The 21,918-nt window shown below is 32.0% G+C and carries 25 protein-coding genes; 15 read left to right on the top strand and 10 right to left on the bottom strand.

The features are described from left to right. The first annotated feature begins 2 nt into the window (after nt 1-2). The 11 genes from QO190_RS07840 (at nt 3) to QO190_RS07790 (ending at nt 9,168) form a co-directional block, all read left to right on the top strand. Nucleotides 3-590, top strand: coding sequence for a transferase hexapeptide repeat family protein (locus QO190_RS07840; RefSeq protein ID WP_371462296.1), 588 nt, complete (start codon nt 3-5; stop codon nt 588-590). A 487-nt stretch (nt 591-1,077) separates the two neighbouring features. After that, nucleotides 1,078-3,570 (top strand): phenylacetic acid degradation bifunctional protein PaaZ, encoded by a 2,493-nt coding sequence (gene paaZ / locus QO190_RS07835; protein WP_371462295.1) that lies wholly within the window; start codon nt 1,078-1,080, stop codon nt 3,568-3,570. Between the two features lie 11 nt (nt 3,571-3,581). Beyond that, nucleotides 3,582-4,346 carry an enoyl-CoA hydratase/isomerase family protein gene (locus tag QO190_RS07830; RefSeq protein ID WP_371462294.1) on the top strand — a complete coding sequence of 255 codons (765 nt, stop codon included), beginning with the start codon at nt 3,582-3,584 and terminating at the stop codon, nt 4,344-4,346. Between the two features lie 70 nt (nt 4,347-4,416). Beyond that, nucleotides 4,417-5,034 (top strand): hypothetical protein, encoded by a 618-nt coding sequence (locus QO190_RS07825; protein WP_371462293.1) that lies wholly within the window; start codon nt 4,417-4,419, stop codon nt 5,032-5,034. Between the two features lie 33 nt (nt 5,035-5,067). Next, entirely contained in the window at nt 5,068-5,358 is a 291-nt protein-coding gene (locus tag QO190_RS07820; protein WP_371462292.1) for a winged helix-turn-helix domain-containing protein, read from the top strand. A 165-nt stretch (nt 5,359-5,523) separates the two neighbouring features. After that, nucleotides 5,524-5,814 (top strand): hypothetical protein, encoded by a 291-nt coding sequence (locus QO190_RS07815; protein ID WP_371462291.1) that lies wholly within the window; start codon nt 5,524-5,526, stop codon nt 5,812-5,814. Nucleotides 5,815-5,830: 16 nt separating this feature from the next. Beyond that, on the top strand, nt 5,831-6,670 hold the full coding sequence (locus QO190_RS07810; protein ID WP_371462350.1) for a metallophosphoesterase: 840 nt from the start codon (nt 5,831-5,833) through the stop codon (nt 6,668-6,670). A 9-nt stretch (nt 6,671-6,679) separates the two neighbouring features. After that, on the top strand, nt 6,680-8,041 hold the full coding sequence (locus tag QO190_RS07805; RefSeq protein ID WP_371462290.1) for a DUF4153 domain-containing protein: 1,362 nt from the start codon (nt 6,680-6,682) through the stop codon (nt 8,039-8,041). 102 nt (nt 8,042-8,143) lie between these two features. After that, nucleotides 8,144-8,632, top strand: coding sequence for a hypothetical protein (locus QO190_RS07800; protein WP_371462289.1), 489 nt, complete (start codon nt 8,144-8,146; stop codon nt 8,630-8,632). A gap of 18 nt (nt 8,633-8,650) precedes the next feature. Continuing rightward, nucleotides 8,651-8,797, top strand: coding sequence for a hypothetical protein (locus QO190_RS07795; RefSeq protein WP_371462288.1), 147 nt, complete (start codon nt 8,651-8,653; stop codon nt 8,795-8,797). A 47-nt stretch (nt 8,798-8,844) separates the two neighbouring features. Further along, nucleotides 8,845-9,168: a hypothetical protein gene (locus tag QO190_RS07790; RefSeq protein WP_371462287.1), complete on the top strand. Its 324-nt coding sequence runs from the start codon at nt 8,845-8,847 to the stop codon at nt 9,166-9,168. Between the two features lie 89 nt (nt 9,169-9,257). On the opposite strand, the gene QO190_RS07785 is transcribed toward QO190_RS07790, so the two are convergent. Then, nucleotides 9,258-9,593 carry a DUF3276 family protein gene (locus QO190_RS07785; protein WP_069800699.1) on the bottom strand — a complete coding sequence of 112 codons (336 nt, stop codon included), beginning with the start codon at nt 9,591-9,593 and terminating at the stop codon, nt 9,258-9,260. Nucleotides 9,594-9,695: 102 nt separating this feature from the next. Beyond that, the gene (locus QO190_RS07780) at nt 9,696-11,375 is read right to left on the bottom strand and encodes an ABC transporter ATP-binding protein (RefSeq protein ID WP_104794129.1); all 1,680 of its coding nucleotides are present in this window, start codon (nt 11,373-11,375) and stop codon (nt 9,696-9,698) included. Between the two features lie 121 nt (nt 11,376-11,496). Here QO190_RS07780 and nusB point away from each other — a divergent pair, with 121 nt between their 5' ends. Genes nusB through yajC form a run of 3 tightly spaced genes read left to right on the top strand, consistent with a single transcriptional unit; the run spans nt 11,497 to nt 13,261 of the window. Then, nucleotides 11,497-12,402, top strand: a complete 906-nt coding sequence (gene nusB, locus QO190_RS07775; RefSeq protein WP_069800703.1) for a transcription antitermination factor NusB — start codon at nt 11,497-11,499, stop codon at nt 12,400-12,402. A 41-nt stretch (nt 12,403-12,443) separates the two neighbouring features. Next, nucleotides 12,444-12,929 (top strand): DUF1573 domain-containing protein, encoded by a 486-nt coding sequence (locus QO190_RS07770; protein ID WP_213195287.1) that lies wholly within the window; start codon nt 12,444-12,446, stop codon nt 12,927-12,929. Between the two features lie 11 nt (nt 12,930-12,940). Then, nucleotides 12,941-13,261: a preprotein translocase subunit YajC gene (gene yajC, locus QO190_RS07765; protein WP_069800706.1), complete on the top strand. Its 321-nt coding sequence runs from the start codon at nt 12,941-12,943 to the stop codon at nt 13,259-13,261. 83 nt (nt 13,262-13,344) lie between these two features. Here the strand turns inward: yajC and QO190_RS07760 are convergent, their stop codons facing one another. The 7 genes from QO190_RS07760 to QO190_RS07730 all read right to left on the bottom strand — a co-directional run bounded on the left by QO190_RS07760 (nt 13,345) and on the right by QO190_RS07730 (nt 20,108). Then, nucleotides 13,345-15,033: a putative transporter gene (locus tag QO190_RS07760; RefSeq protein ID WP_371462286.1), complete on the bottom strand. Its 1,689-nt coding sequence runs from the start codon at nt 15,031-15,033 to the stop codon at nt 13,345-13,347. A 140-nt stretch (nt 15,034-15,173) separates the two neighbouring features. After that, nucleotides 15,174-16,133, bottom strand: coding sequence for a Fic family protein (locus QO190_RS07755; RefSeq protein WP_371462285.1), 960 nt, complete (start codon nt 16,131-16,133; stop codon nt 15,174-15,176). Between the two features lie 117 nt (nt 16,134-16,250). After that, a complete protein-coding gene (locus tag QO190_RS07750) occupies nt 16,251-16,790 on the bottom strand; it encodes a hypothetical protein (RefSeq protein ID WP_371462284.1) in 540 nt (179 codons plus the stop codon). Nucleotides 16,791-16,831: 41 nt separating this feature from the next. Continuing rightward, nucleotides 16,832-18,580, bottom strand: coding sequence for an aspartate--tRNA ligase (aspS, locus tag QO190_RS07745; protein ID WP_371462283.1), 1,749 nt, complete (start codon nt 18,578-18,580; stop codon nt 16,832-16,834). 175 nt (nt 18,581-18,755) lie between these two features. Next, complete coding sequence (locus QO190_RS07740) at nt 18,756-18,965, bottom strand: helix-turn-helix domain-containing protein (RefSeq protein ID WP_371462282.1); 210 nt, start codon at nt 18,963-18,965, stop codon at nt 18,756-18,758. A 4-nt stretch (nt 18,966-18,969) separates the two neighbouring features. Then, on the bottom strand, nt 18,970-19,572 hold the full coding sequence (locus QO190_RS07735; RefSeq protein WP_371462281.1) for a DUF2975 domain-containing protein: 603 nt from the start codon (nt 19,570-19,572) through the stop codon (nt 18,970-18,972). 11 nt (nt 19,573-19,583) lie between these two features. After that, nucleotides 19,584-20,108: a hypothetical protein gene (locus tag QO190_RS07730; RefSeq protein WP_371462280.1), complete on the bottom strand. Its 525-nt coding sequence runs from the start codon at nt 20,106-20,108 to the stop codon at nt 19,584-19,586. A 325-nt stretch (nt 20,109-20,433) separates the two neighbouring features. Between QO190_RS07730 and QO190_RS07725 the strand changes: the two genes are divergently transcribed. Continuing rightward, nucleotides 20,434-20,640: a 30S ribosomal protein THX gene (locus QO190_RS07725; protein WP_104794121.1), complete on the top strand. Its 207-nt coding sequence runs from the start codon at nt 20,434-20,436 to the stop codon at nt 20,638-20,640. A gap of 12 nt (nt 20,641-20,652) precedes the next feature. Here the strand turns inward: QO190_RS07725 and QO190_RS07720 are convergent, their stop codons facing one another. Next, entirely contained in the window at nt 20,653-21,918 is a 1,266-nt protein-coding gene (locus QO190_RS07720) for a protein O-mannosyl-transferase family (RefSeq protein ID WP_371462279.1), read from the bottom strand.

Genomic DNA, 21,918 nt, shown 5'->3' with positions numbered 1-21,918 from the left:
AAATGAACATTTATTCATACCACGGCATAAAACCCATCATCAAAAAATCAGCATACATTCATCCTCAAGCGGTAATTATAGGAAATGTAGAAATTGGGGAAGAAGTATACATCGGCCCCAATGCTGTTTTGCGTGGAGATTGGGGAAAAATCATTATCAAAGACGGCGCAAACGTTCAAGAAAACTGTACGCTTCACGTTTTTCCGGGAATTCCTACTGTTTTAGAAGAATCGGCGCATATTGGTCATGGTGCGATTATTCATTCGGCGCACATTGGCAAAAATTGTTTGGTTGGGATGAATGCCGTAGTAATGGACAATGCCAAAATCGGAGACGAATGTATTATTGGTGCTTTGAGTTTTGTTCCCACTGGTTTTATTTCGGAAAATAGAAAATTGATAGTTGGTAGTCCTGCGAAAATTATTCGCGAAGTTTCAGACGAAATGATTGCTTGGAAAACCAAAGGAACCGCTATTTATCAAGAACTGGCTCGTGAAGGTCACATTGCCATTCAACCGTGCGAACCGTACACAGAATTTGTAGAACAAACTCCCACAAAAATTGTAGATTACTCCGTTTGGACTAAGTAATAGCGCCAAATTTCCAGCTTTCCACTACAATCTTTTATTTTTCCACTTCTGTCAGTCTGAGCGGAGTCGAAGACAAAGAAAAATAAAAGGATTTCCGTTGCAATCTGGGGCGCAATTTCGTTGCAATTTCACCATTTTCCCAAAATTTAAAATTTGAGTATCTTAACAACGAAAAATAGATTAAATAGAAACGGGCTTTAGCAAAATTTAAAATGAAATATTCAAAAACTACACTTTTGTTAATTTTCATAGTATTGATTCTCATTAATATTATTTCATTTTATTTTCTGAGCGAAAGTATTAGAATTGCTGATACTTTAGAACATATAGAATCAGATACTACTGAAAAAACTTTAAGACTTAAAAAAAACTTATTTGAATTTTTTATTTATGTTACAATAATATTGGATTTCGTTTTTTTAATATTAATTATTTATTCAATATTTAAAAAAACATCCATCACCAAACATCAAACACCCCACATAAAATGAAACTAAAAAACTACATATCAGGACAATGGATTGAAGGAAACGGACACGAAATTCCTCTTTACAATGCTGTAAACGGAGAATTGGTCGCCATTTCAGATACTTCGGGACTAGATTTTGAAGAAGCATTGCATTTTGGTAGAACCATAGGTTATAAAAACTTGTCTTCTATGACTTTCTACGACCGTGGAGAAATGCTCAAAAAAATTGCATTGTATCTTTTAGAAAGAAAGAAAAAATATTATGAACTTTCTTATAAAACAGGAGCCACTCATGTTGATTCTTGGGTAGATATAGAAGGAGGTTTCGGTACTTTTTTCACCTATTCAGGTTTGGCGAAAAGAATGCTTCCCAATACACCATTTTGGGTAGATGGAGAAACTCAGAAAATTTCTGCCAGCGGAACGCATCTCGGAACACATATTCTCACACCAAGTGAAGGTGTTTCTGTACAAATCAATGCGTATAATTTTCCAGTTTGGGGAATGTTAGAAAAATTATCTACATCACTTTTGGCGGGAGTTCCAGCCGTTGTAAAACCTTCGCCGTACAGTTCTTATCTTACGAATGAGGTTTTCAAAGATATGATAGAAAGCGGTTATCTTCCTGAAGGTGCAGTTCAATTGATTTGTGGCGAACCTGGCAATATTTTGGATTTCGTAAAAGATGGAGATTCTGTAGTTTTCACAGGTTCCGCAAATACTGGTAGAAAACTGAAAGCGCTACCTTCAATTTCGGGAAATGCAGTTCGTTTTAATATGGAAGCCGATTCTTTGAACTGTTCTATTCTTGGGTTAGATGCCAAACCGGGAACTCCAGAATTTGATTTGTTCATCAAAGAAGTTAAAAATGAAATGACCACCAAAGCAGGACAAAAATGTACGGCAATTCGTAGAATTATTGTTCCTGAAAATTTAGTTGGTGATGTTCAAAATGCGTTATCAAAAGCTCTTGACCAAACAAAAATTGGAAATCCATTAAGCAGAGAAACCAAAATGGGCTCTATTGTTGGAAAAGAACAAATGCAGATTTTAGAAGAAAAAGTAAATCTTTTAAAAGCTGAAACAGAACTCATCTACGATGGAAAGCATGATTTGGTAGAAGCAAATTATGAAAACGGAGCTTTCTTTACTCCGAAAGTTTTCTATAATGATAAACCTTTTGAAAAAAATATATCTCACGAACTCGAAGCTTTTGGTCCAGTTTCTACCATTATGCCATACAAAGATGCTGAAGAAGCTGCTGCTTTAGCAAAAAGAGGAAAAGGAAGTTTAGTTGGTTCTATTGTATCTCACGATGAAAAATTTGTGGCAGAAACTTCTTGGAAAATGGCGAGTTCTCATGGTAGAATCTTTGTTTTGAATAGAGATAATGCCAAAGAAAGCACAGGTCACGGTTCTCCGTTGCCAACTTTAATGCATGGTGGTCCTGGTAGAGCTGGTGGTGGCGAAGAAATGGGTGGTTTAAATGGACTTCACTTTTTCCTTCAAAAAACGGCGATTCAAGGTTCGCCAGATGTTTTAACGGCGATTACTAAAGTTTATACACAAGGTGCAGAAAAGAAATTCAGTGATAAACATCCTTTCCAGAAATATTTTGAAGAAGTGGAAGTTGGAGATTCTCTAGAAACCGCAGGTAGAACTGTTACGGAAGCAGATATTGTGAATTTTTCTAATGTTTCTTGGGATCATTTTTATGCACATACAGATGCAACCAGTTTAAACGGAACTATTTTTGACAAGACCGTTGCACACGGATATTTTATCCTTTCTGCAGCGGCAGGTTTATTCGTTTCAGGGAAAAAAGGGCCAGTTATTGCGAATTATGGACTGGAAAATGCAAGTTTCTTTAAGCCAGTTTATGCTGGAGATACCATTACCGTTTATTTGACGGCGAAAGAAAAAATCAACAGAGGTGTAAAAGGTAGAAATATTCCAAGTGGAGTAGTAAAATGGTTGGTTGAGGTAGTGAATCAAAGAGAAGAAGTGGTTTGTGTCGCTACCATTTTGACTTTGGTGGCAAAAAAATCTCCTTTCATTGAACTAAATAGAAGAAATATTCAAAAATTATTGAATGGTTTAACTGAAAATACGAAGCCGAATTGGGGAAAAATGACTGCTCAACAAATGTTGGAACATCTAGAAACTACATTGTTGTACAGCATAGGTGAACCAGAAGCTGAGAAATGTTTCACTCCAGAAGAACATTTAGAAAAGTATCAAGATTCTCTATACAATCACCGAAAAATGCCAAAAGATTTTCCTGCGCCGTTCCTTCCAGAAGATGGAACTTTACCAGTGTTGAAGTATAAAAATCTGGAGCAAGCCAAAGAGAAATTTTTAGAAAATCTTCAGAAATATCAGATTTATTATAGAGAAAATCCAGAAGCGGAGCATATGCATTTTGTCTTTGGAAAACTCAATAAAGAAATGATGGAGTTGATGCACAGAAAACATTTTACACATCATTTTGAACAATTTAATCTAATTTAAAAAAACTAGTTATGCTACCATTTGTAACATCAGAAATTAAAAATAATATCTCCGAAATCACTTTCGGGACGCCAAAAAGTAATTCATTGCCCGGAGAAATTTTAGAAAAATTAGCACAAACCATATTAGACGAAGCGGCAAAAGAAGAAGTGAAAGCTATTTTACTAAAATCTGAAGGAGAAAAAGCGTTTTGTGCAGGAGCAAGTTTTGATGAATTGTTAGCAATAAACGATTTAGAAACATCAAAAGCTTTCTTTGGAGGTTTTGCAAAAGTGCTTAATGCCATGAGAACTTGCCGAAAAATTGTAGTGGTAAGAGTTCAGGGAAAAACGACTGGAGGTGGAGTAGGAATTGCATGTGCTGCAGATTATTGCTTCGCTACAGAAAATGCAAGTTTAGCACTTACCGAAATTAATCTGGGAATCGGTCCGTTTGTGATTGGACCTTATGTTGAAAGAAAAATCGGTAAATCACAATTCACTGCGATGGCGATAGATGCCGATTTCCGAAGCGCAAATTGGGCAGAACAGCATAATATTTACCATTCGGTTTCTCCAACGATTGCAGAAATGGATTCGGAAATTGCTCAATTTTTAGAAAAATTAGCAAGTAGAAGTTCAGATGCTTTAGCTTTAATCAAAAAAGTTTCTTGGGAAGGAACAGAGCACTTTACAGAGCTTTCTCCAGAAAGAATTCACATGAGCGCAAGTCTTATTTTAGAAGATACAGCCAAGAAAAATATTGAAATGATAAAAGAAAATCTTAGAGCTAAATAAGAAAGAAACTGCAAATTAATTTTGCAGTTTCAAAATAAATAGTAACTTTGTATTTCAAAGTGCTTTATTTATGGAAAATAAAAACTACCAAGAAGACTTGCACCACATCAGAAAAATGATGGAAAAAAGCTCTCGATTTATTTCTTTGAGCGGAATTTCTGGCGTTTTTGCAGGATTATTTGCTTTAGCTGGTGCTATTTATGTTTATTTCTTTTTCAAAAAAAATGGAGTAGATTATTTCGAGGGAACGGTAAAATACTATGAAATAGATATCATTACTCATTTGGTTATCGTAGCGATGGTTGTCATGGTTTTAGCGATTTCTTCGGGAGCCTATTTTACCATTAAAAAGAGCAAAGCCCATCATCTCCAAATTTGGGATGCTACCACCAAAAAATTGTTGTATAATTTTGCCATTCCATTAGGAATTGGAGGTTTATTTTGCGCAGGATTATTGTATCACGGTTTACATAGTTTACTTTCTCCAGCCACTTTAATTTTCTATGGATTAGCGCTATTTAATGCAGGAAATTACACTTTTTCTGACATTAAATATTTAGGATTGTGCGAAATGGCATTAGGAATTGTATCACTGTTCTTTTTAGGGTATGGTTTATTTTTCTGGGCGATTGGTTTTGGAGTTTTGCATATTGTTTATGGTTTGATAATGCATAAGAAGTATAAGTAAAATCAAAAATAAATTAGTAAAAGAATTGATTAAATGTTAAAGATTTCTCAACTCAACAAAGAATTTGAAAGCCGTGTCAGATTGGGTATAATGTCCGTTCTGATGGTTAACGATTGGGTTGATTTTAATGAAATGAAGCAACTTTTAGAAGTAACAGACGGGAATTTAGCAAGTCATAGTTCTGCATTAGAAAAATCTAATTACATAGAAATCAAGAAGGAATTTGTAGGCAAAAAACCAAAAACATCTTACCGAGTTACACAAGCAGGAAGAAGAGCTTTCGAAGAACATTTATCTGCGCTGGAAAGATTACTTGGAAAGTAGAAAACTATACATTCAGTTTGTCATGCTGAAAGCATCTAAATTATTTAGATTCCTACGGAATGACAAATAGACTGCAAAAATTTAAAAAGGAAATAACTTCCTTTAATTTTTTAGAAATTAACTTTGTAACTCAAAGTACTTTAAGTAAAATTTAAATTAAAAATTATGATAACAAACAAACAAAGAAGCTTCGTCATTTATGGATTGGCAGCTTTACTATTAGTTATTCCGTTTATTGGGATGCAGTTTACTAAAGAAATTAATTGGTCTGGTATTGACTTTTTAATCGCTGGAATTCTTCTTTTTGGAACCGCATTTTGCGTAGATATGGTTCTAAAAATGGAGAAAAAGAATGCCAAAAGAATGTTTTACATCGTAATAATTCTTTTAGCATTATTTCTGATTTGGGCAGAATTAGCGGTAGGAATTTTCGGAAGTCCAGTTGCGGGAAGTTAAAATGAAATTCATAAAAATGGATCGTAGGGATTTTTTGAAAAAATTTACTCAATTGACTGTTTTAGGAGCTTTCCCTTTTTTATATTCTTGGCAAATTGAACCTTTTTGGGTAGAATTTGTATATAAAAAAATGCCTATTAAAAATTTACCTGAAGAATTAGAGGGAAAAACCTTGATTCAGATTTCCGATTTACATGTTGGAAATCGGTTCGATTGGAAGTTTCTAATTGATTCTTTTAGAAAAGCACAGAAGCTGAAACCTGATTTTGTAGTTTATACGGGAGATTTTGTTCAGCATGGAAATCAATCCGAAAGAAAAGATTTAGAAACTGTTTTACAAAATGCCGTTTTCGGAAAATTGGGGACTGTAGGAATTCTCGGGAATCACGATTATGGGAAAAATTGGTCGGAACCTGATATTGCTGATGAGATTGTGAAAATTGCTGAAAATTCCGGAATAAAAATGCTTCTTAATGAAGAATTTGAAGTTTTTGGGTTGAATTTCATTGGTTTTGAAGATTTATGGAGTAATAGATTTCAACCTGAAAAAGTAATGCAGTATTTCAGTTCTGAAAAAGCAAATTTGGTGCTTTGTCACAATCCAGATGCTTGTGATTTGGATATTTGGAACGGTTATCAAGGCTGGATTCTTAGCGGTCATACTCATGGTGGACAATGCAGAATTCCTGGAGTTGTTACGCCATTTCTTCCAGTGAAAAATAGAAAATATATTTCTGGCAAAATTAATTTAGAAGATGGCAGAACACTATACATTAATCGTGCGATTGGTCATTCTTATCAAGTCAGATTTATGGTTCGTCCAGAAATTACAGTTTTTACATTAACTCAATCTTAAAAAAAAATTATGAAAACACATCACTTAATCTTTTTAGTTACAGCAATGTTTGTTGTACTGTTTTATGACCAAGAACCTGGATTAAATATCGGTATTTTAGGAATTTTGGTTGCGGTTCTTACTTATTTTAATACCGAAAAAAGATTCAAAACCCGAACTTTTTATTCAGTTTTGGCCACCAGCATTTTTAGCAGTATTGCTTTTGCTTGGTATGGTGATTTTGCCTCTTTTTTTGCTATTTTCACTTCGCTTTTTTTATTGGGTTTCACTTCCAAAAACAAAGAACTTAAATCTATTCTCGTGATTCCAGTTTTTGCAATTAATTTTGTGACTTTTATTTACCTTGTTTTTCAGTTGGAACAATGGTTGCCACAGAGAAAAACCGAAAGTTTTTGGCAAAAAGTTTTAGCGGTGGTTTTAATCCCAGCTTTTCTGCTGTTGATTTTCTTTGCGATTTATACACACGGAAGTTCACATTTTGCTTCGCTTTTTTCTGATTATGAATTAGATATTAATCTTTGGCAAGTTATTGCATTAAGTATTTTAGGGTTTTTCTTGGCTTTTAATTATTTCAATTTTTCGATTTATGAATTTTTTATCAAGAACAATCATTATCTGAAAAACGATTTTTTGAATGAAGACAAAAAACTGAAACCTACTTACGATTTTCTAGACCTTCCTTTTGAAAGATTGAGTGGTGTAGTATCCTTTGTAGCATTGAATATTTTATTGTTATTCTTCATCGTTACGTTTAATTATGAGCAGTTTGTAGAATTGTCAAAAGCTACTGCCAATCAACTTGCCGAAGAAACGCACGAAAGAGTAGGAGCGGTAATTGCGAGTATTGTGATGGCAATAGGTGTGATTATGTTCTATTTTAAAGGCAGTTTCAATTTTGATAATCAAACGAAATCTTTGAAAAATTTGGCAAAAATTTGGGTATTTCTGAATGCCGTTTTAGTGATTTCGGCTTTTGTGAAAAATTCTGAATACGTATTCAATTTAGGCTTAACCTACAAAAGATTAGGTGTTTATGCGTTTTTAATTTTAGCCATTATTGGATTGATTTTCACTTTCATTAAAATTCATCAGCAAAAAACCAATGCTTATCTTTTTAACCAAATGGTTTGGTATTTCTACGGAACGATTTTGGTGTGTAGTTTTATCAATTGGGGAAATCTTGCCACCGTTTACAATATTAAGAACGAAAAAGCAGATTTTAAATTTCTGTATTCTTTGAATTACAATGATAAAATTCTTCAAAAAAATTTTCCGAAAGAAATAGCTGAAAGAGCGAATTACGAAAAAGAATTGAATGATAAAAAGCCTTTTTTATCAAAAATTCTTTACTACGAAACATTAGATTTTTAGAATTCTAACGAATTGTTACAACATTTACATCAAGCTGAATATTCTACAATTTATTAAGTAACTTTGGTATAATATTAGCTCGCTAATGATAAACCAGATGATATGAAAATTTTAATTAATGTTTTGTGGAGTTCTATTTTGGGAGTGAGTTGTTGTACAAACAACGGAATTTCTCAAAATGCAAATACAACTACCACTAAAACAGAAATCATGGAAAATAATTCTTCTCAACCATCACAAGGAAGACGAGGTGCAATGAGAACGGTAGAAGGCAATAAAATCATCAGAACTTTAGATGCTTCTCAACTTCCATTTACCATTGGTGAAGAGTTTACAGATGAGAACCAGCAATTTATTCTGGTGCTTAAAAATTTTAATAAACCCACTCTTTCTGCTAAAATCAATAGCGTAGAGAAAGATAGAAATCTCCGAATTAACCAAATTATTTTACCAGATGGTTCAGCAGACGGTCCTTTTTCGAGAGAAATGAAATATGCTCAAAAACAAAGCGGAACCTATAAGATTGTTTTTGGCAAAAATCTGATGGCAGAAGGAAAATTGAAGGGAAATATTTCCGTGACAGTAGAATAAAATAAAAAAAATGTAAATATGAAAAATTTAATTTTATCAGCTTTTGTAATTGCAGCTACCACAGTAAGTTGTGGTACAGTGCAAAGTATCGTTCAGAATACCGTTCCTTATACCACGAATGTTTTGGTTTCTTCGGGTGTTCCTGCCAATCAAGAATTTCTGTAACGTCTTCTGCTACGAGTTTCGCTCAATATGTAGGAGCGGGAACCAGCATGGTTCAAGATATTAGAATTTCTAGTGCTAAAGCAACTGCTACCAACTTGAGAACGAATGGCGAATTGGGAATTTTTAAATCCATCAAAGTTTATCTTTCTGGAAACAACACTGGTGAAATTTTAGTGGCTCAAAGAACAGATATTGGCTCTAATATTGGGAATACGCTCAACTTAGATCCTGATACTTCTAAAATTTTAGACCAAATTGTAAAAAGCGGTTCTGTAAAAGCTAGAGTAGCTTATGTATTGAAAAATACGGCGACTAATGATACTAATCTCACTATTAGCATGAGATTTTCAAGTATTCCTGCGCCAAATTAATAGACAATAGAAAAATAATCCAAGAATTTGGATCAAAAGAATTATTTAAAAATATAAAAGCATCCTAAAAAAGGATGCTTTTTTTAATTTTATACTTCGTCGTCAGATTCGATTGTGAAAGATCTAGACTTAAAGTCTTTGTCATGTTTTTCAGAAATTACGTCCTCACCTTTTTGAGCGATGATAAAATCTGTAGATTCATTAAACATTTCTCTGAAACTTGCAAAATCTTCTTTGTATAAATAGATTTTATGCTTCTCGAAAGTTGCTTCTCCATTCTCACCAAAATTCTTTTTACTTTCTGTAATGGTAAGATAATAGTCTCCTGCTTTTGTTTCGCGCACATCAAAGAAATAAGTTCTTCTACCTGCCTTCAACACCTTTGTGAAAATTTCATTTTCGTTTCTCTCCTTGTAATCACTCATTGTTACTTATTTTAGAAATCCTATTGAACAAATATAAAAGATTTCTTTTAATCTCAAAATAAATTTTAAAGAAATTGATATTTTAGCGTAATTTTTAAGTTTCTACGAAGTTTCCGTAGTGTCTAAATCACTAAGATTTAATATGAAGTCTGCTCTTTTTGCGCTTGATTCTCTGTGAGTTATGATAATAGAAGTGCAAGATTTAATATCTTTTTCTATGTTTTGAAGGATGTTTTCTTCGGTCTCTGTATCGAGTGCAGAAAGCGAATCATCAAAGATGAGAATTTCTGGTTTTTTGATGAGTGCTCTTGCGATACAAATACGCTGTTTTTGCCCTCCAGAAAGCATTACGCCACGTTCGCCAACCATGGTTTTGTATTGGTCTTTGAATTCTACAATATTCTTATGCACATCTGCTTTTTTTGCAAATTCTTCTACCAAATCATGCGTAGGATGGTCTATAGCAAAGCCAATGTTATTCTCAATCGTATCCGAGAATAAGTAACTTTCCTGAGGAATATAACCAATGTGTTTTCTGTATAATTCTAGATTATGGTCTTTGAGATTTTTCCCATCAATTAAAATTTCTCCTTCATCGGGATCAATTAACCTGCATAGTAACAATGCGATAGTAGATTTTCCGCTGCCCGTTTTTCCCATAATTGCCATAGATTTTCCAGCTTCTAGTTTGAAACTTAGATTTTCTAAAGCTTTTATTCCTGTATTAGGATAGGTGTAAGAAACATTTCTGAATTCTATATCGCCTTTAATTTCATATTGGTCGAAATTTTTGTTGACGATTTCAGATTTTATGTCCAAAAATTCATTCACTCTGGTCATAGAAGCAGCAGCTCTTTGATTAACAGATGAAACCCAACCTACCATAGAAAATGGCCAAATCAGAATGTTAATATACATAAAGAAATCTGCAATGGTTCCTACTGTAAGTTTTCCTTCAAAATAATTTTTACCACCGATATATAAAATGGCAACATTTAATAAACCAATAACAAATAAAATAATGGTGAAGAAATACGCTTCTGTTTTGGCTAAATCTAATGCTTTGTCTTGATAATCTTTTACCTTTTCGCCGTAATTTTTTTCGATGTATTTTTCTTTGTTGAAAAATTTCACCACTCTAATCCCCGAAAAACTGTCTTGTACAAATGTAGAAATCGCACTTTGGCTTTTCTGCATAATTTTAGATTTTCGGTTGATAATAGAGCTTACTTTATAAATCAAAAAAGACAAAATAGGAAGTGGAATAAGTGTCCAAAGTGTCATTTGCACATTGGTCATGAGCATGTAAATGCTAGTGATGACTAATAAAATCACCAAGTTCACCACATACATTACACCAGGACCAAGGTACATTCTAATCGCCACTACATCTTCAGAAAGTCTGTTCAGTAAATCACCAATTGTGGTTTTTTTATAAGTAGTAAGCGAAAGCTCTTGATAATGTCTGTAAATTTTATTTTTGAGTTCGTATTCTATTCTTCTAGAAGCTACAATAATGGTTTGTCTCATCATAAATCTGAAAACTCCAGACAAAACCGAAGTTCCCACAATAATGGCTCCGTTAATCAGTAAGGTATTGAATAATAATTCTTTATCTACATTTTTCTTATCTAAAACACTTTTGATAACATCTACACTCTGCCCTACAAACTGTACTTGATAAATAGCAAAAAAGTTAGATGCTATGATAAATAGCAAGCCCCAAAATAGCAGAACTCTGTGTTTCCAAAAGTAAGGATTAAGCGTTTTAAGTGAATTCATAGTTGCAAAAATACAGAAAATATAAGTTTGAAAAAGAAGCAAAAATAACTTCTGACTTCATGTTTCTTACTTCCAGCATTTTTTTCTATCTTTGCACCATCTTATTAAAAGCTCTTTGAAAATGTTAGGAAGAAGACAAATCCGCGAAAAAGTAGTGCAGACACTATATTCTTATCATCAGAATCCTATAAAAACTGATGTTTTAGAGAAAAATATGTTTACAGAGATTGAAAAAATCTATTATCTCTATATTTATCAACTCAACTTCTTGGTTGCATTAAAAGATCTTGCCGAAAGACAAATTGAAATCGGTAAAAATAAATTTATTAAGACTGAAGAAGACCTTAATCCTAACATGAAATTCGTGAATAATCAAGTTTTTTTACAACTTGATCAAAACGAAGAAAGACTTTCCTTTAACTCAAAACACAAAAAATATCAGTGGGACTTACACGATGAATTGTTAGTAAAAACATTTCAGAGAATCGTTGCGAGTAAGCGTTACCAAGAATATATGGCTGAAGAAAGCCTAAGTTTTGAAGAAGACCAAAAGTTTGTTGGGAAATTATTTCTAAAATATGTTGCCGAAAATGAAGATTTTCATGAGCGTTTAGAGGAATTAGAATTGTCTTGGGCAGATGATTTCCATATTTCGAATTCTATGATTCAGAAGACCATTGGTTTTATGAAACAAAATCAGCCGAGTCATACTTTAATCAAAATGCTTAAAGATGAAGAAGACAGACATTTTGCTAAAAAATTATTACTACAAAGCATTTCTCACTGGGAAAATTCTGAGAAAAAAATCGAAGAAAGACTGGAAAATTGGGATTTAGAAAGAATTTCTTTAATGGATAGATTGATTTTGATCACAGCTATTACAGAGATAGATAATTTCCCTCTCACTCCAGCAAAAGTGATTATCAATGAATATATAGAGGTTTCTAAAGTTTTTGCTACCGATAGAAGTCAGATTTTTGTGAACGGAATCTTAGATAAATACACGAAAGATATTTCTAGAGCATAAATTTTGATTAAATTTGAGGAAATTTTAAAAAATCAGAATCAATGAAAAGAATATTAGGTTTAAGCTTACTAGCTGTTTTGACTTTAGCTTCTTGTAAAAAAAATGAAGCAACCGAAACATCAACTGCTACTACTACAACAGAGCAAAAAGATCCTTTTGCAGATGATAGAGTAGTAAAACAAAGTGACTTGGTAAGCGAAGCAAAAAATCATGCAGAAACTACATTAGCACTTTCTGAACCAGACTTTAATTTCGGAAAAATCAAAAAAGGAGATGTGGTAGAACACGTTTACGAAGTAACCAACACAGGTAAAAATCCTTTGATTATTTCTGCGGTAAAACCAGGTTGCGGATGTACAGCTCCAGATTATACTAAAGAACCAATTATGCCTGGTCAAAAAGGTCAAATTACGCTAAAATTTGATTCTACAAATTTTGATGGTGTAGTATATAAATCAGCAGAAGTGTATGCAAACGTAGCACAAGTTCCTATCGAAATTAGATTCTCAGCAGATATTCAACCTTAAAAAATAAAAAAATGTTTACAACAATATTTCTACAAGCACAAGGTGGAGGTGATTTCTTCTCAATGATTTTACCATTTGTCTTAATGATTGTGATTTTCTACTTCTTAATCTTGAGACCACAGACTACGAAGCAAAAGAAAGAAAGACAATTTCAAGATTCTCTAAAACCAGGCGCTAGAGTAGTAACCACTTCTGGTATGCATGCTAAAATTGTACAAGTAGTAGAAGATGGAGTGATTTTAGAAACCATGAGCGGTAAATTAAAATTCGAAAAAGCTGCAATTTCTAGAGAATTTACAGAAGCTAGATTCCCTGAAACAGTAGGAAAATAATTCAAAAAATTTAGAAATTCTATAAAATAAAAATTCCATCAAATTATTGATGGAATTTTTTTATTTGGTATAATATTATTTTTTTAAGTCAATAGCAAGATTAATAAACTTGCGGTAAAAATTCTGGCAATGGTAACCAAAGGATAAACTTGCGCGTAGCTTTGGATTGGAATATCTGAATCTAAATAATTAGTACTGAATGATAATGCAGCTGGGTCTGTATAACTTCCGCTCATAATTCCTACCAATTGTAAATAATTGATTTTTAAGAAAAATCTTCCTACAATCACCATCAGGATTAATGGAATGAAAGTTACTGCAGAACCATATAAAATCCATAGCCAACCGTTATATTTGATGAAATTTTCATAGAATCCTTCTCCTGCATGAATACCTACTGCTGCAAAGAATAGACAGATTCCTAAATCTTTCATGAAATAAATCGCTCCGTTATTGATATAAGAGTGAATGAAAGAAATACCTCCATATCTAGAAATAAGCAATGCTACAATCAGTGGTCCTGCTGCAAATCCTAGTTTTAAAGGAATTGGTAAACCAGGAATCATCAATGGAATAGAGCCTACAATAATCCCGATTAATAAACCACCAAAAAGTGATAAGAAGTCTGGCTCTATTAATTTTTTCTCTTGATTACCAATGATTTTTTCTGCTTCTTTAATACCTTGATCCGTACCGATAACTCTCAAAATATCTCCGTAGAAAAGTTCTAAACTTGGTCTAGGAATCATTTCTTTACCCGCTCTGAAAACTCTAGTTACTTTTACATCATAAGCATTATACAAGTCTAAATCTGAGAGTGTTTTGTGAACTGCAGAAGGTTTGGTCACGAAAATATTTTTCTTGTTAATATCAGAATCAGATTCTATGAAAGAGTCGGTAGAAGGTCTTCCTACTTTTTTGATGAAGTCTTCTAAATCGGCTTCTTTTCCTACAATCATCAGTACGTCTCTGTCTTGAAGTTCTGTGTCTAATTTTGGCGAAAAAACAGAAACCTCGCCACTGTGTTTTAATCTAGAAACTACAATTTCATGACCTATACTGTTAATTACTTCTCCTAATGGAATTCCAAAATATTGAGGATTCGTAACTCTTAGTTTTTTGTGGACTAATGGTTCTTCGCGATTAATTTTGTTCATTCTGAATTTTCTCATTTCTACATCAGGATGAATTTTTAGAAGAACTTTAGATAAAATAATAACACCAATGATTCCAAAAACACCTAAAGGATAAGTGATGGCGTAACCAATTGTTGGGTCGTCAAATGTTTTATCTGGAAACTGATTTTTTAATTCTACAATGGTATTTTTAGCAGCTCCTAAACCTGGTGTATTGGTTACAGCACCACTCATAATTCCCACCAAGTTTTCTATGCTCACTCCTGTGAATTTAAAGAGTAGAAAAGTGATGAATCCGCCAAATAAAACTGTAGAAACAGCAAGAATATTAAACTTTAAACCTTCATTTCTAAAAGAAGAGAAGAAAGATGGTCCTACTTGTAATCCGATACCATAAACAAACAAAATTAAACCAAAATCTCTAATGAAATCGAATATTTCTTCATTCATTCTATAGCCAAAATGGCCCAAGATTAATCCAGTAAACATCACTGCAGAAACACCGAAGGTAATTTTGCCCATTTTCAATCTTCCAAAGAAAACTCCAGTACCTATTGCAAGCATTATGGTAACTAATGATTGAATTACACTTGGGTCTTCAGTTGGGAAAAGTAAGGTTTTAAGCCACTCGAACATAATAATAGTTTTTTAGTAGTGCAAAGTTACGCTATTGCTATTGCGTGAATAATATTTTTAAACTGAAATATATCAGAAATCAAATAATCGTTTAATTTCCAAAAAAAGCGAGGAAAAAACCTCGCTCTAATTTATAAAAATCAATTTAATTTTCTTTTTCTTTCTCGCTTTTCTATGTAATCTAGAACAGCTTCTTTGGTTGTAAGCCAGTTTCTACCTTCCTTGAAAGCGTCTATTTTTCCCTTTCTAGCCAATAAACTTACGTATTCTTGTCCATAAGGTAGCCTTTCTTCTTCTACAATATTAGAAATCGGGCGATAATTATCATACGTATTATTGAGAGAACCTAAATAAATGTCTAAACTTCTCTCCAAAGCTTGAAGAACTAATAATAAAATTTTAGAATAATCTCCATTATTTGCTAAGTTTAAAGCATCATAATACTTTTTTCTATCATTTTTAAGGATAATTGCAGGAGGAAATCCTTCTCTCATTAATAAAAGATTGAAAATCAAACGCACCGTTCTACCATTTCCATCGAAAAACGGATGAATCCAAACAAATCTGTGGTGAAAAATTGCCGCTTTTATAATAATATTTATATCTGATGAATTTACCCAATCAATTAATTCTGTTACCAGTTCATCTACTTTAAAAGCGTTTGGTTGAGTAAAATTTGCTCCAGAAATTCTTACACCAGAAGTTCTGAACATTCCAGCAAAATCTTTTTCAATTTTTTGTAAAACCAAATAATGAACTCTCATAATATCGGTTTTATTTAAATTATTTTTATCCGATATTAAAGATTCTACAAATTCTATGGCTTCCTGATGATTTATGGCTTCGAAATGTTCTCTCAAAGATTTTCCTTTGATGGTAAAACCTTCTTCAATCACCATTTTTGTTTCGTGAAGTGTCAAAGTATTTCCTTCGATGCTATTAGAATTATACGTCCATTCTAGCATTAAACTTTCTTTAATACCTTTCACAGCATAACTCGGAATTGGACGTAATTTATCCAATTCTGCTTTTTTTTGCAGAATTCTTTCGAGGTGTTTCTCTAAACCTTCAAAGTGATAAGGATAATTTTGCCAATTCATTTAACAAAGGTAAGAAAATTTTCTTAATATCGGATGTATTTAATTTTAGTTTTATCCGATGTTAATAATATTGAAAAATAAAAAAGCGAGGAAAAAGCCTCGCTCTAATTTATACATTTATTTTTTTTCTTTGGAGTACATTTTTACTATTGAAATTAATTTGTTGAAATTGTCTTTACCAATTTCTTTTTCTTCAAATAAAAATGATTGCAATGAGTTTTCAAAATTTACAATAAATAAATTATCAACAAATTCAAAATTTGTTTTTTTCCAGATTGATTTTTGTTCGATAAATTTATTTTTAAAGAAGATATCATTTTCAGTTAATTCCAAAAATCCGATGTTATTGAATTCTTTACATTCTTTCAATGTCTCATCTACTTTTCTAAAATACATTTTTTTATTTTTGAAAAACTGGAAAAGCTGAACATATAATATTGTGGCTAATATTGTTGTAAGAATTATGTATAAAGTTGATATATCTCCTTTACCGAAGTAAGATAATAAGGTTAGAATAAGCATAACCGAAACATAAATTATACTTCGTTTAATTTCTCCTAAACCTTTTTTCCAACGAAGATAAAAGAATTTTTTTAGTTGTTCGCGATAAAGGTTCTCATTAAGAGGGATTTCTAAAGTTAATAGTTTTTCTTTCATAAAAATTCATTAAAAAAGCGAGGAAAAAATCTCGCTCTAATTTATAAATTCACTTTCAATGCCAATTCATTAAGTTGTTCGTCGTGAATTGGTGAAGGCGCATCAATCATCACATCTCGTCCAGAATTATTTTTCGGGAAAGCAATGTAATCTCTAATCACTTCGTTTCCGTCGAGAATGGCAACTAATCTATCAAAACCGAAAGCCAATCCAGCATGAGGTGGCGCTCCGAATTTGAAAGCATTCATCAAGAAACCAAACTGCGCTTCTGCTTCTTCTTTAGAAAATCCTAATAAATCAAACATTTTAGACTGCAATTCTTTATTGAAAATTCTTACAGAACCACCGCCAATTTCGTTGCCGTTAAGAACCATGTCGTAAGCGTTTGCTCTGGCTTTTCCTGGTTCAGTTTCTAATAAATGTACATCTTCTGGTTTTGGCGAAGTAAAAGGATGGTGCATTGCGTGATATCTTCCAGTTTCTTCGTCCCATTCTAAAAGTGGAAAATCCACAACCCAAAGTGGAGCAAATTCATCACCTTTTCTTAAACCTAATCTGTTCCCCAATTCCATTCTTAATGCAGAAAGTTGAGTTCTTACTTTATTAGCGTTTCCGCTCATTAATAACATTAGATCTCCTTCTTTTGCTCCGAATTTCTCTGTAATTTTTTTAAGGTCTTCTTCGCTGTAGAATTTATTGACAGATGAAGTAATTACACCATCATTTTGGAATTTAATCCAAACCATTCCAGAAGCACCAATTTGAGGGCGTTTTACCCAATCAATTAACTCGTCAATTTGTTTTCTGGTATAATCTGCGCAACCTTCTACATTAATCCCAACAACCAATTCTGCTTCGTCAAATATTTTGAAATCTTTTCCTTGAACCAATTCATTTACTTCCACGAATTTCATTCCAAATCTGATGTCTGGTTTGTCATTTCCGTAAGTTCTCATCGCTTCATCAAAAGTCATTCTTGGGAATTTCCCGAATTCTTTTCCAGTAATGTCTTTCAGTAAATGCGCCGTCATTCCTTCGAAAATTTCTAAAACATCTTCTTGTTCTACGAATGCCATTTCGCAATCGATTTGGGTAAATTCTGGTTGACGGTCTGCACGCAAATCTTCGTCACGGAAACATTTTACAATTTGGAAATATCTGTCCATTCCACCAACCATCAATAATTGTTTGAAAGTTTGTGGAGATTGTGGAAGCGCATAAAACTGACCTTGATTCATTCTACTAGGTACTACGAAATCTCTCGCTCCTTCTGGTGTAGACTTTATCAAAACTGGCGTTTCTACTTCAATAAATCCTTTGTCTGAAAGATAATTTCTCACTTTTTGCGCCATTTTGTGACGGAAAATCAGTTTATCTTTCACAGGATTTCTACGGATGTCTAAATATCTGTATTTCATTCTCAATTCTTCGCCGCCATCCGTTTCGTCTTCGATGGTGAAAGGTGGCAATTCTGCGCTGTTGAGAATCGTTAATTTTTCAACTAAAATTTCAATTTCACCGGTTGGGATTTTTGGGTTTTTAGAAGCACGTTCAATTACGGTTCCTTCTGCCTGAATCACAAATTCACGACCGAGTTTTTTCGCATTTTCTAGAATTTCTGCCGAAGTTCTGTCTGCATCGAAAACCAATTGTGTAATTCCGTAACGGTCTCGCAAATCTATCCAAACCATAAAACCCTTGTCTCTGATGGTTTGTACCCAACCAGAAAGTGTAACTTTTTCATTAAGATTTTTGAGTGTAAGTTCTCCGTTAGTGTGCGTTCTGAACATTTTTTTTAGATTTTAGATTTTAGATTTTAGATTTTAGATATTTCAATTTATGAAATTCAATTTCAAAATTTGAAGAATATATAATCTCCTAATTCCCAAAAATTAGGTTGCAAAGATAAGATTTTAGGATGGAAGATGGAAGTGAGATTATAGAAGTTTTTTTGATGATTAAAAACTATTTTTCTGGAATATATTCTAATAAATCTGCGGGTTGACAATCCAAAGCTTTACAAATGGCTTCTAAAGTCGAAAGTTTTATTGCTTTGGCTTTACCTGTTTTTAGTATGGAAAGATTGGCTTGTGTAATGCCAATTTTATCTGCGAGTTCTTGCGATTGCATTTTACGTTTGGCAAGCATTACGTCTAGGTTGATGATGATTGGCATATTTCTAAATTGTTAAATCGTTTTCGGATTGAAGTTCGTAGCCTTTTTTGAAGAAAGCAATAATAAAAAATATAGCTATTCCTAAACTTAAAAATATAAAACAGATGTAAAATATATCTGCACTAAATTTTAAATTTAAATTATAAAACCAATTAATAATTTGAATAGGAACGAATATAATGCTCAGCCAAGCCAATTTTTTGAACCAATTTATTGTTTTTAAGTTAAAAATATAATCTTTACCTAAAGCTTCGGTAATTTTATAGCATACAAAACTGAAAATTGTAAAAAAGCTAGAGCTTATTAAGCTGTTGATAATGAAACTTTTAGTATAAATTCCAGTTAATAGATTTTGTTCTGTAAATGGATAATAAATTTTAAATTTCAGAACATCTTTTATTGGATTGGTATATTCATTTTTTGCCCAACCTACATCATTTCCTAGAAGAAAGTATTCTGATAAAATATTGCTTCCTGTTTTGTATTTGTAATAAAGTACCGAAAATCCAATGATCTCATAAATAAAATGGAAAACAATAAACCAAAAAAGAATTAAAAAAAAGTAACTAAAATACTTTGAAATAGAATTTTGTCCTATAAGTTTCATAATTATTTGTTTTAAATGGTTAATTCGTTTTCTGATTTTAAGTATAGTGCTTTTTTATAAACCTGCCCAATAATATATAGTAATGCAGATAAAAAAAGGAAATTAAGTTCTGTAACTTGATAGGAAAGAATGAGTTCATTTTTTACTGAAAATTCTATGTAAAAGTGCAAAAGCCAATTAATAATTCCTATGATTAAAGAAATTTTACTGATGGATATAATTAGAGAATAAAATACATCTTCAAATGGATTTTGTAGATTAAGATTTTTTAAAATTTTGATGATTTTGTTCACAAAATCTATTTTTAGAAGTGTAGTTATAAATACACCAATAAGAATAACGTTGAAAGCGGAAATATCTTCATTAAATATTTTAGAGAAATTTACACTAGAAAAATATTTTCTTTGTGAAGACCAATCTAAATAATGTGAAAAGTAAACCCATAAAATAGAAATAATATCTACAAAAAGTCCAAATAATGTTATCCAAAATATAAATTTTAGGAAAGTTAAAGTTTTTTTTGATAAGTTTTTCATAATTATTATTTTAAAAATATATCGCAAATATATAAATAATTATTGTAAAACAATAAAATATTTTAAATTTTGATAAAATTTATTTTTCTGCGTTGCATTTTGCGTGAGGGCGTAACCGGAAATCCCGCAGTAAGCGTTGGCAAAAGCTTTGGCACGAGGAATTGCAGGTGAAGACCGACTTTTTGTTTTTTTTGGAAAGGAATGAAGTGGCTAAAAACAAAAAGGCACGCCCAAAAAATATACATTTTTAAGATGATAAAATGCATTTGTGTACTATTTTAATTTTATTAACTTTGTAAGAACCAATCATTTAAAACTAATATTTATGGGAAAAGGCGATAAAAAAACGAGAAGAGGAAAAGTAACCGCAGGGAGTTACGGGAAAACAAGACCAAGAAAATCCGGGACATCTAAAGTAGCGGCTCCAAAAGTGGAAGCAAAAGCTGAAAAACCTAAAAAAGCAGCGAAACCGAAAGAAGAAGTAGCTGAAGAAAAGCCAAAAACTACTAGAAAGAAAAAAACCGAAGAATAATCTTCGGTTTTTTTAATGTTTTTTTATTTCATCTTCTGGGATGTTTTTTGTTTTCAATAGGTTGATGTATTCCAAAGCGCTGTAAGTCATCCAATTAACTTTTTCGGGAGCTTTTCTATTTTCCATAGTAAATTCTACAATTCCTACGTTTTCATTCATCCATGGTAGAAGGTAATAATTCAACCCTCCTTTATAGGATTTGAATTCACCAAAATTTTTTCCTTTTTCTGTATTCTGAGCGATGCTAAAACTGAAAATATAAAATAAAGGAATCAAGAAAGCGATAAAACTAAAACTTTTTAACATTATTTTATTTTGGATTTTAGAAAGTCCAACTCCTATTAAAATGGCAAATAATATATTGAAAGGAATGAAAAACACATAATTATCTGAAACGGCATAGAATGTAGAAAACCCGTAAACAGCTAATGAAGCAGTTAATATGAACCAAGCGATTCTTGGTTGAGTAGTAAACAGTAAATAAAATCCGTATATGCCAATAATTACAAATAGATTGAAATTATAAATTAAATATCCTAAGGATTTTATAAAATCATATAAATAAGTAGATAAATCTTTCTTAAAAGAATTAGATACCCAATTGCCTTGTTCTGAAGTAAAAACTGAATGAAAGGATAGGTTTTGGCTTATATTTACCACAAAAAGCAATCCGAAAAGAATGCAAAAAGCTAATAGAGGAAAAAGGTAAGCGTTTGTTTTCTTCTTAAAATAAAAAAGTAACAATAAATAAGAAGGAATAAGCAATATGTTTTGGATATGTGCCCATAAACTTATCCCTAAAAATATACTTGAAATGAATAGATGTTTAGGAGAATTTTTATTGTAAGCTTTTAATGCAAAATAATAATAGAGTGTAATCCAAACCGCATTAAAAGTATATACCTCCACAATTTCTGCATTTCTCCAAAAAGAAAAACTGAAGCCAAAAACCACAGCAGATATGAAGGATGTTAATTGTTTTTTGGTCATCTCAAATACAATTAAATATATCAAGGAAACGACTGCTGCTCCTGATGTAATCACTAAGATTTTATTTGCTAAAACACCATCGATAAATAGTAATTTTTTAATTAAAATGGCTGTATTAATATATAAGATGTGTGAAGTTGCAGTAGCTTCTTTTATGAATATTTCTTTTTCTGTTGTTAAAACATAGCCCACACAATCTCCAAAAGGGATCTTACTGAAACTTCCTAAGCTATATACAATGATAAAAAAGATAAATAAAAAGATAAATTGGCTATTAGTAGATTTCAT

The organism is Cloacibacterium sp. Arc13 (assembly GCF_041431305.1).
GTDB lineage: Bacteria > Bacteroidota > Bacteroidia > Flavobacteriales > Weeksellaceae > Cloacibacterium > Cloacibacterium caeni_B.
The sequence above is the reverse complement of the archived record's forward strand: the minus strand, read 5'-3'. Positions and strand labels throughout refer to the sequence as shown.

Excerpts from the sequence above, each read along its gene's own strand:
- nusB (WP_069800703.1), top strand. The coding sequence starts at position 11,497 with ATGTTAGGAAGAAGACAAATCCGCGAAAAAGTAGTGCAGACACTATAT.
- QO190_RS07760 (WP_371462286.1), bottom strand. The coding sequence starts at position 15,033 with ATGTTCGAGTGGCTTAAAACCTTACTTTTCCCAACTGAAGACCCAAGT.
- QO190_RS07770 (WP_213195287.1), top strand. The coding sequence starts at position 12,444 with ATGAAAAGAATATTAGGTTTAAGCTTACTAGCTGTTTTGACTTTAGCT.
- QO190_RS07740 (WP_371462282.1), bottom strand. The coding sequence starts at position 18,965 with ATGCCAATCATCATCAACCTAGACGTAATGCTTGCCAAACGTAAAATG.
- QO190_RS07805 (WP_371462290.1), top strand. The coding sequence starts at position 6,680 with ATGAAAACACATCACTTAATCTTTTTAGTTACAGCAATGTTTGTTGTA.
- QO190_RS07735 (WP_371462281.1), bottom strand. The coding sequence starts at position 19,572 with ATGAAACTTATAGGACAAAATTCTATTTCAAAGTATTTTAGTTACTTT.
- QO190_RS07800 (WP_371462289.1), top strand. The coding sequence starts at position 8,144 with ATGAAAATTTTAATTAATGTTTTGTGGAGTTCTATTTTGGGAGTGAGT.
- paaZ (WP_371462295.1), top strand. The coding sequence starts at position 1,078 with ATGAAACTAAAAAACTACATATCAGGACAATGGATTGAAGGAAACGGA.
- aspS (WP_371462283.1), bottom strand. The coding sequence starts at position 18,580 with ATGTTCAGAACGCACACTAACGGAGAACTTACACTCAAAAATCTTAAT.
- QO190_RS07825 (WP_371462293.1), top strand. The coding sequence starts at position 4,417 with ATGGAAAATAAAAACTACCAAGAAGACTTGCACCACATCAGAAAAATG.
- QO190_RS07810 (WP_371462350.1), top strand. The coding sequence starts at position 5,831 with ATGGATCGTAGGGATTTTTTGAAAAAATTTACTCAATTGACTGTTTTA.
- QO190_RS07815 (WP_371462291.1), top strand. The coding sequence starts at position 5,524 with ATGATAACAAACAAACAAAGAAGCTTCGTCATTTATGGATTGGCAGCT.
- QO190_RS07720 (WP_371462279.1), bottom strand. The coding sequence starts at position 21,918 with ATGAAATCTACTAATAGCCAATTTATCTTTTTATTTATCTTTTTTATC.
- QO190_RS07830 (WP_371462294.1), top strand. The coding sequence starts at position 3,582 with ATGCTACCATTTGTAACATCAGAAATTAAAAATAATATCTCCGAAATC.
- QO190_RS07785 (WP_069800699.1), bottom strand. The coding sequence starts at position 9,593 with ATGAGTGATTACAAGGAGAGAAACGAAAATGAAATTTTCACAAAGGTG.
- QO190_RS07755 (WP_371462285.1), bottom strand. The coding sequence starts at position 16,133 with ATGAATTGGCAAAATTATCCTTATCACTTTGAAGGTTTAGAGAAACAC.
- QO190_RS07780 (WP_104794129.1), bottom strand. The coding sequence starts at position 11,375 with ATGAATTCACTTAAAACGCTTAATCCTTACTTTTGGAAACACAGAGTT.
- QO190_RS07820 (WP_371462292.1), top strand. The coding sequence starts at position 5,068 with ATGTTAAAGATTTCTCAACTCAACAAAGAATTTGAAAGCCGTGTCAGA.
- yajC (WP_069800706.1), top strand. The coding sequence starts at position 12,941 with ATGTTTACAACAATATTTCTACAAGCACAAGGTGGAGGTGATTTCTTC.
- QO190_RS07730 (WP_371462280.1), bottom strand. The coding sequence starts at position 20,108 with ATGAAAAACTTATCAAAAAAAACTTTAACTTTCCTAAAATTTATATTT.
- QO190_RS07725 (WP_104794121.1), top strand. The coding sequence starts at position 20,434 with ATGGGAAAAGGCGATAAAAAAACGAGAAGAGGAAAAGTAACCGCAGGG.
- QO190_RS07840 (WP_371462296.1), top strand. The coding sequence starts at position 3 with ATGAACATTTATTCATACCACGGCATAAAACCCATCATCAAAAAATCA.
- QO190_RS07750 (WP_371462284.1), bottom strand. The coding sequence starts at position 16,790 with ATGAAAGAAAAACTATTAACTTTAGAAATCCCTCTTAATGAGAACCTT.
- QO190_RS07795 (WP_371462288.1), top strand. The coding sequence starts at position 8,651 with ATGAAAAATTTAATTTTATCAGCTTTTGTAATTGCAGCTACCACAGTA.
- QO190_RS07790 (WP_371462287.1), top strand. The coding sequence starts at position 8,845 with ATGGTTCAAGATATTAGAATTTCTAGTGCTAAAGCAACTGCTACCAAC.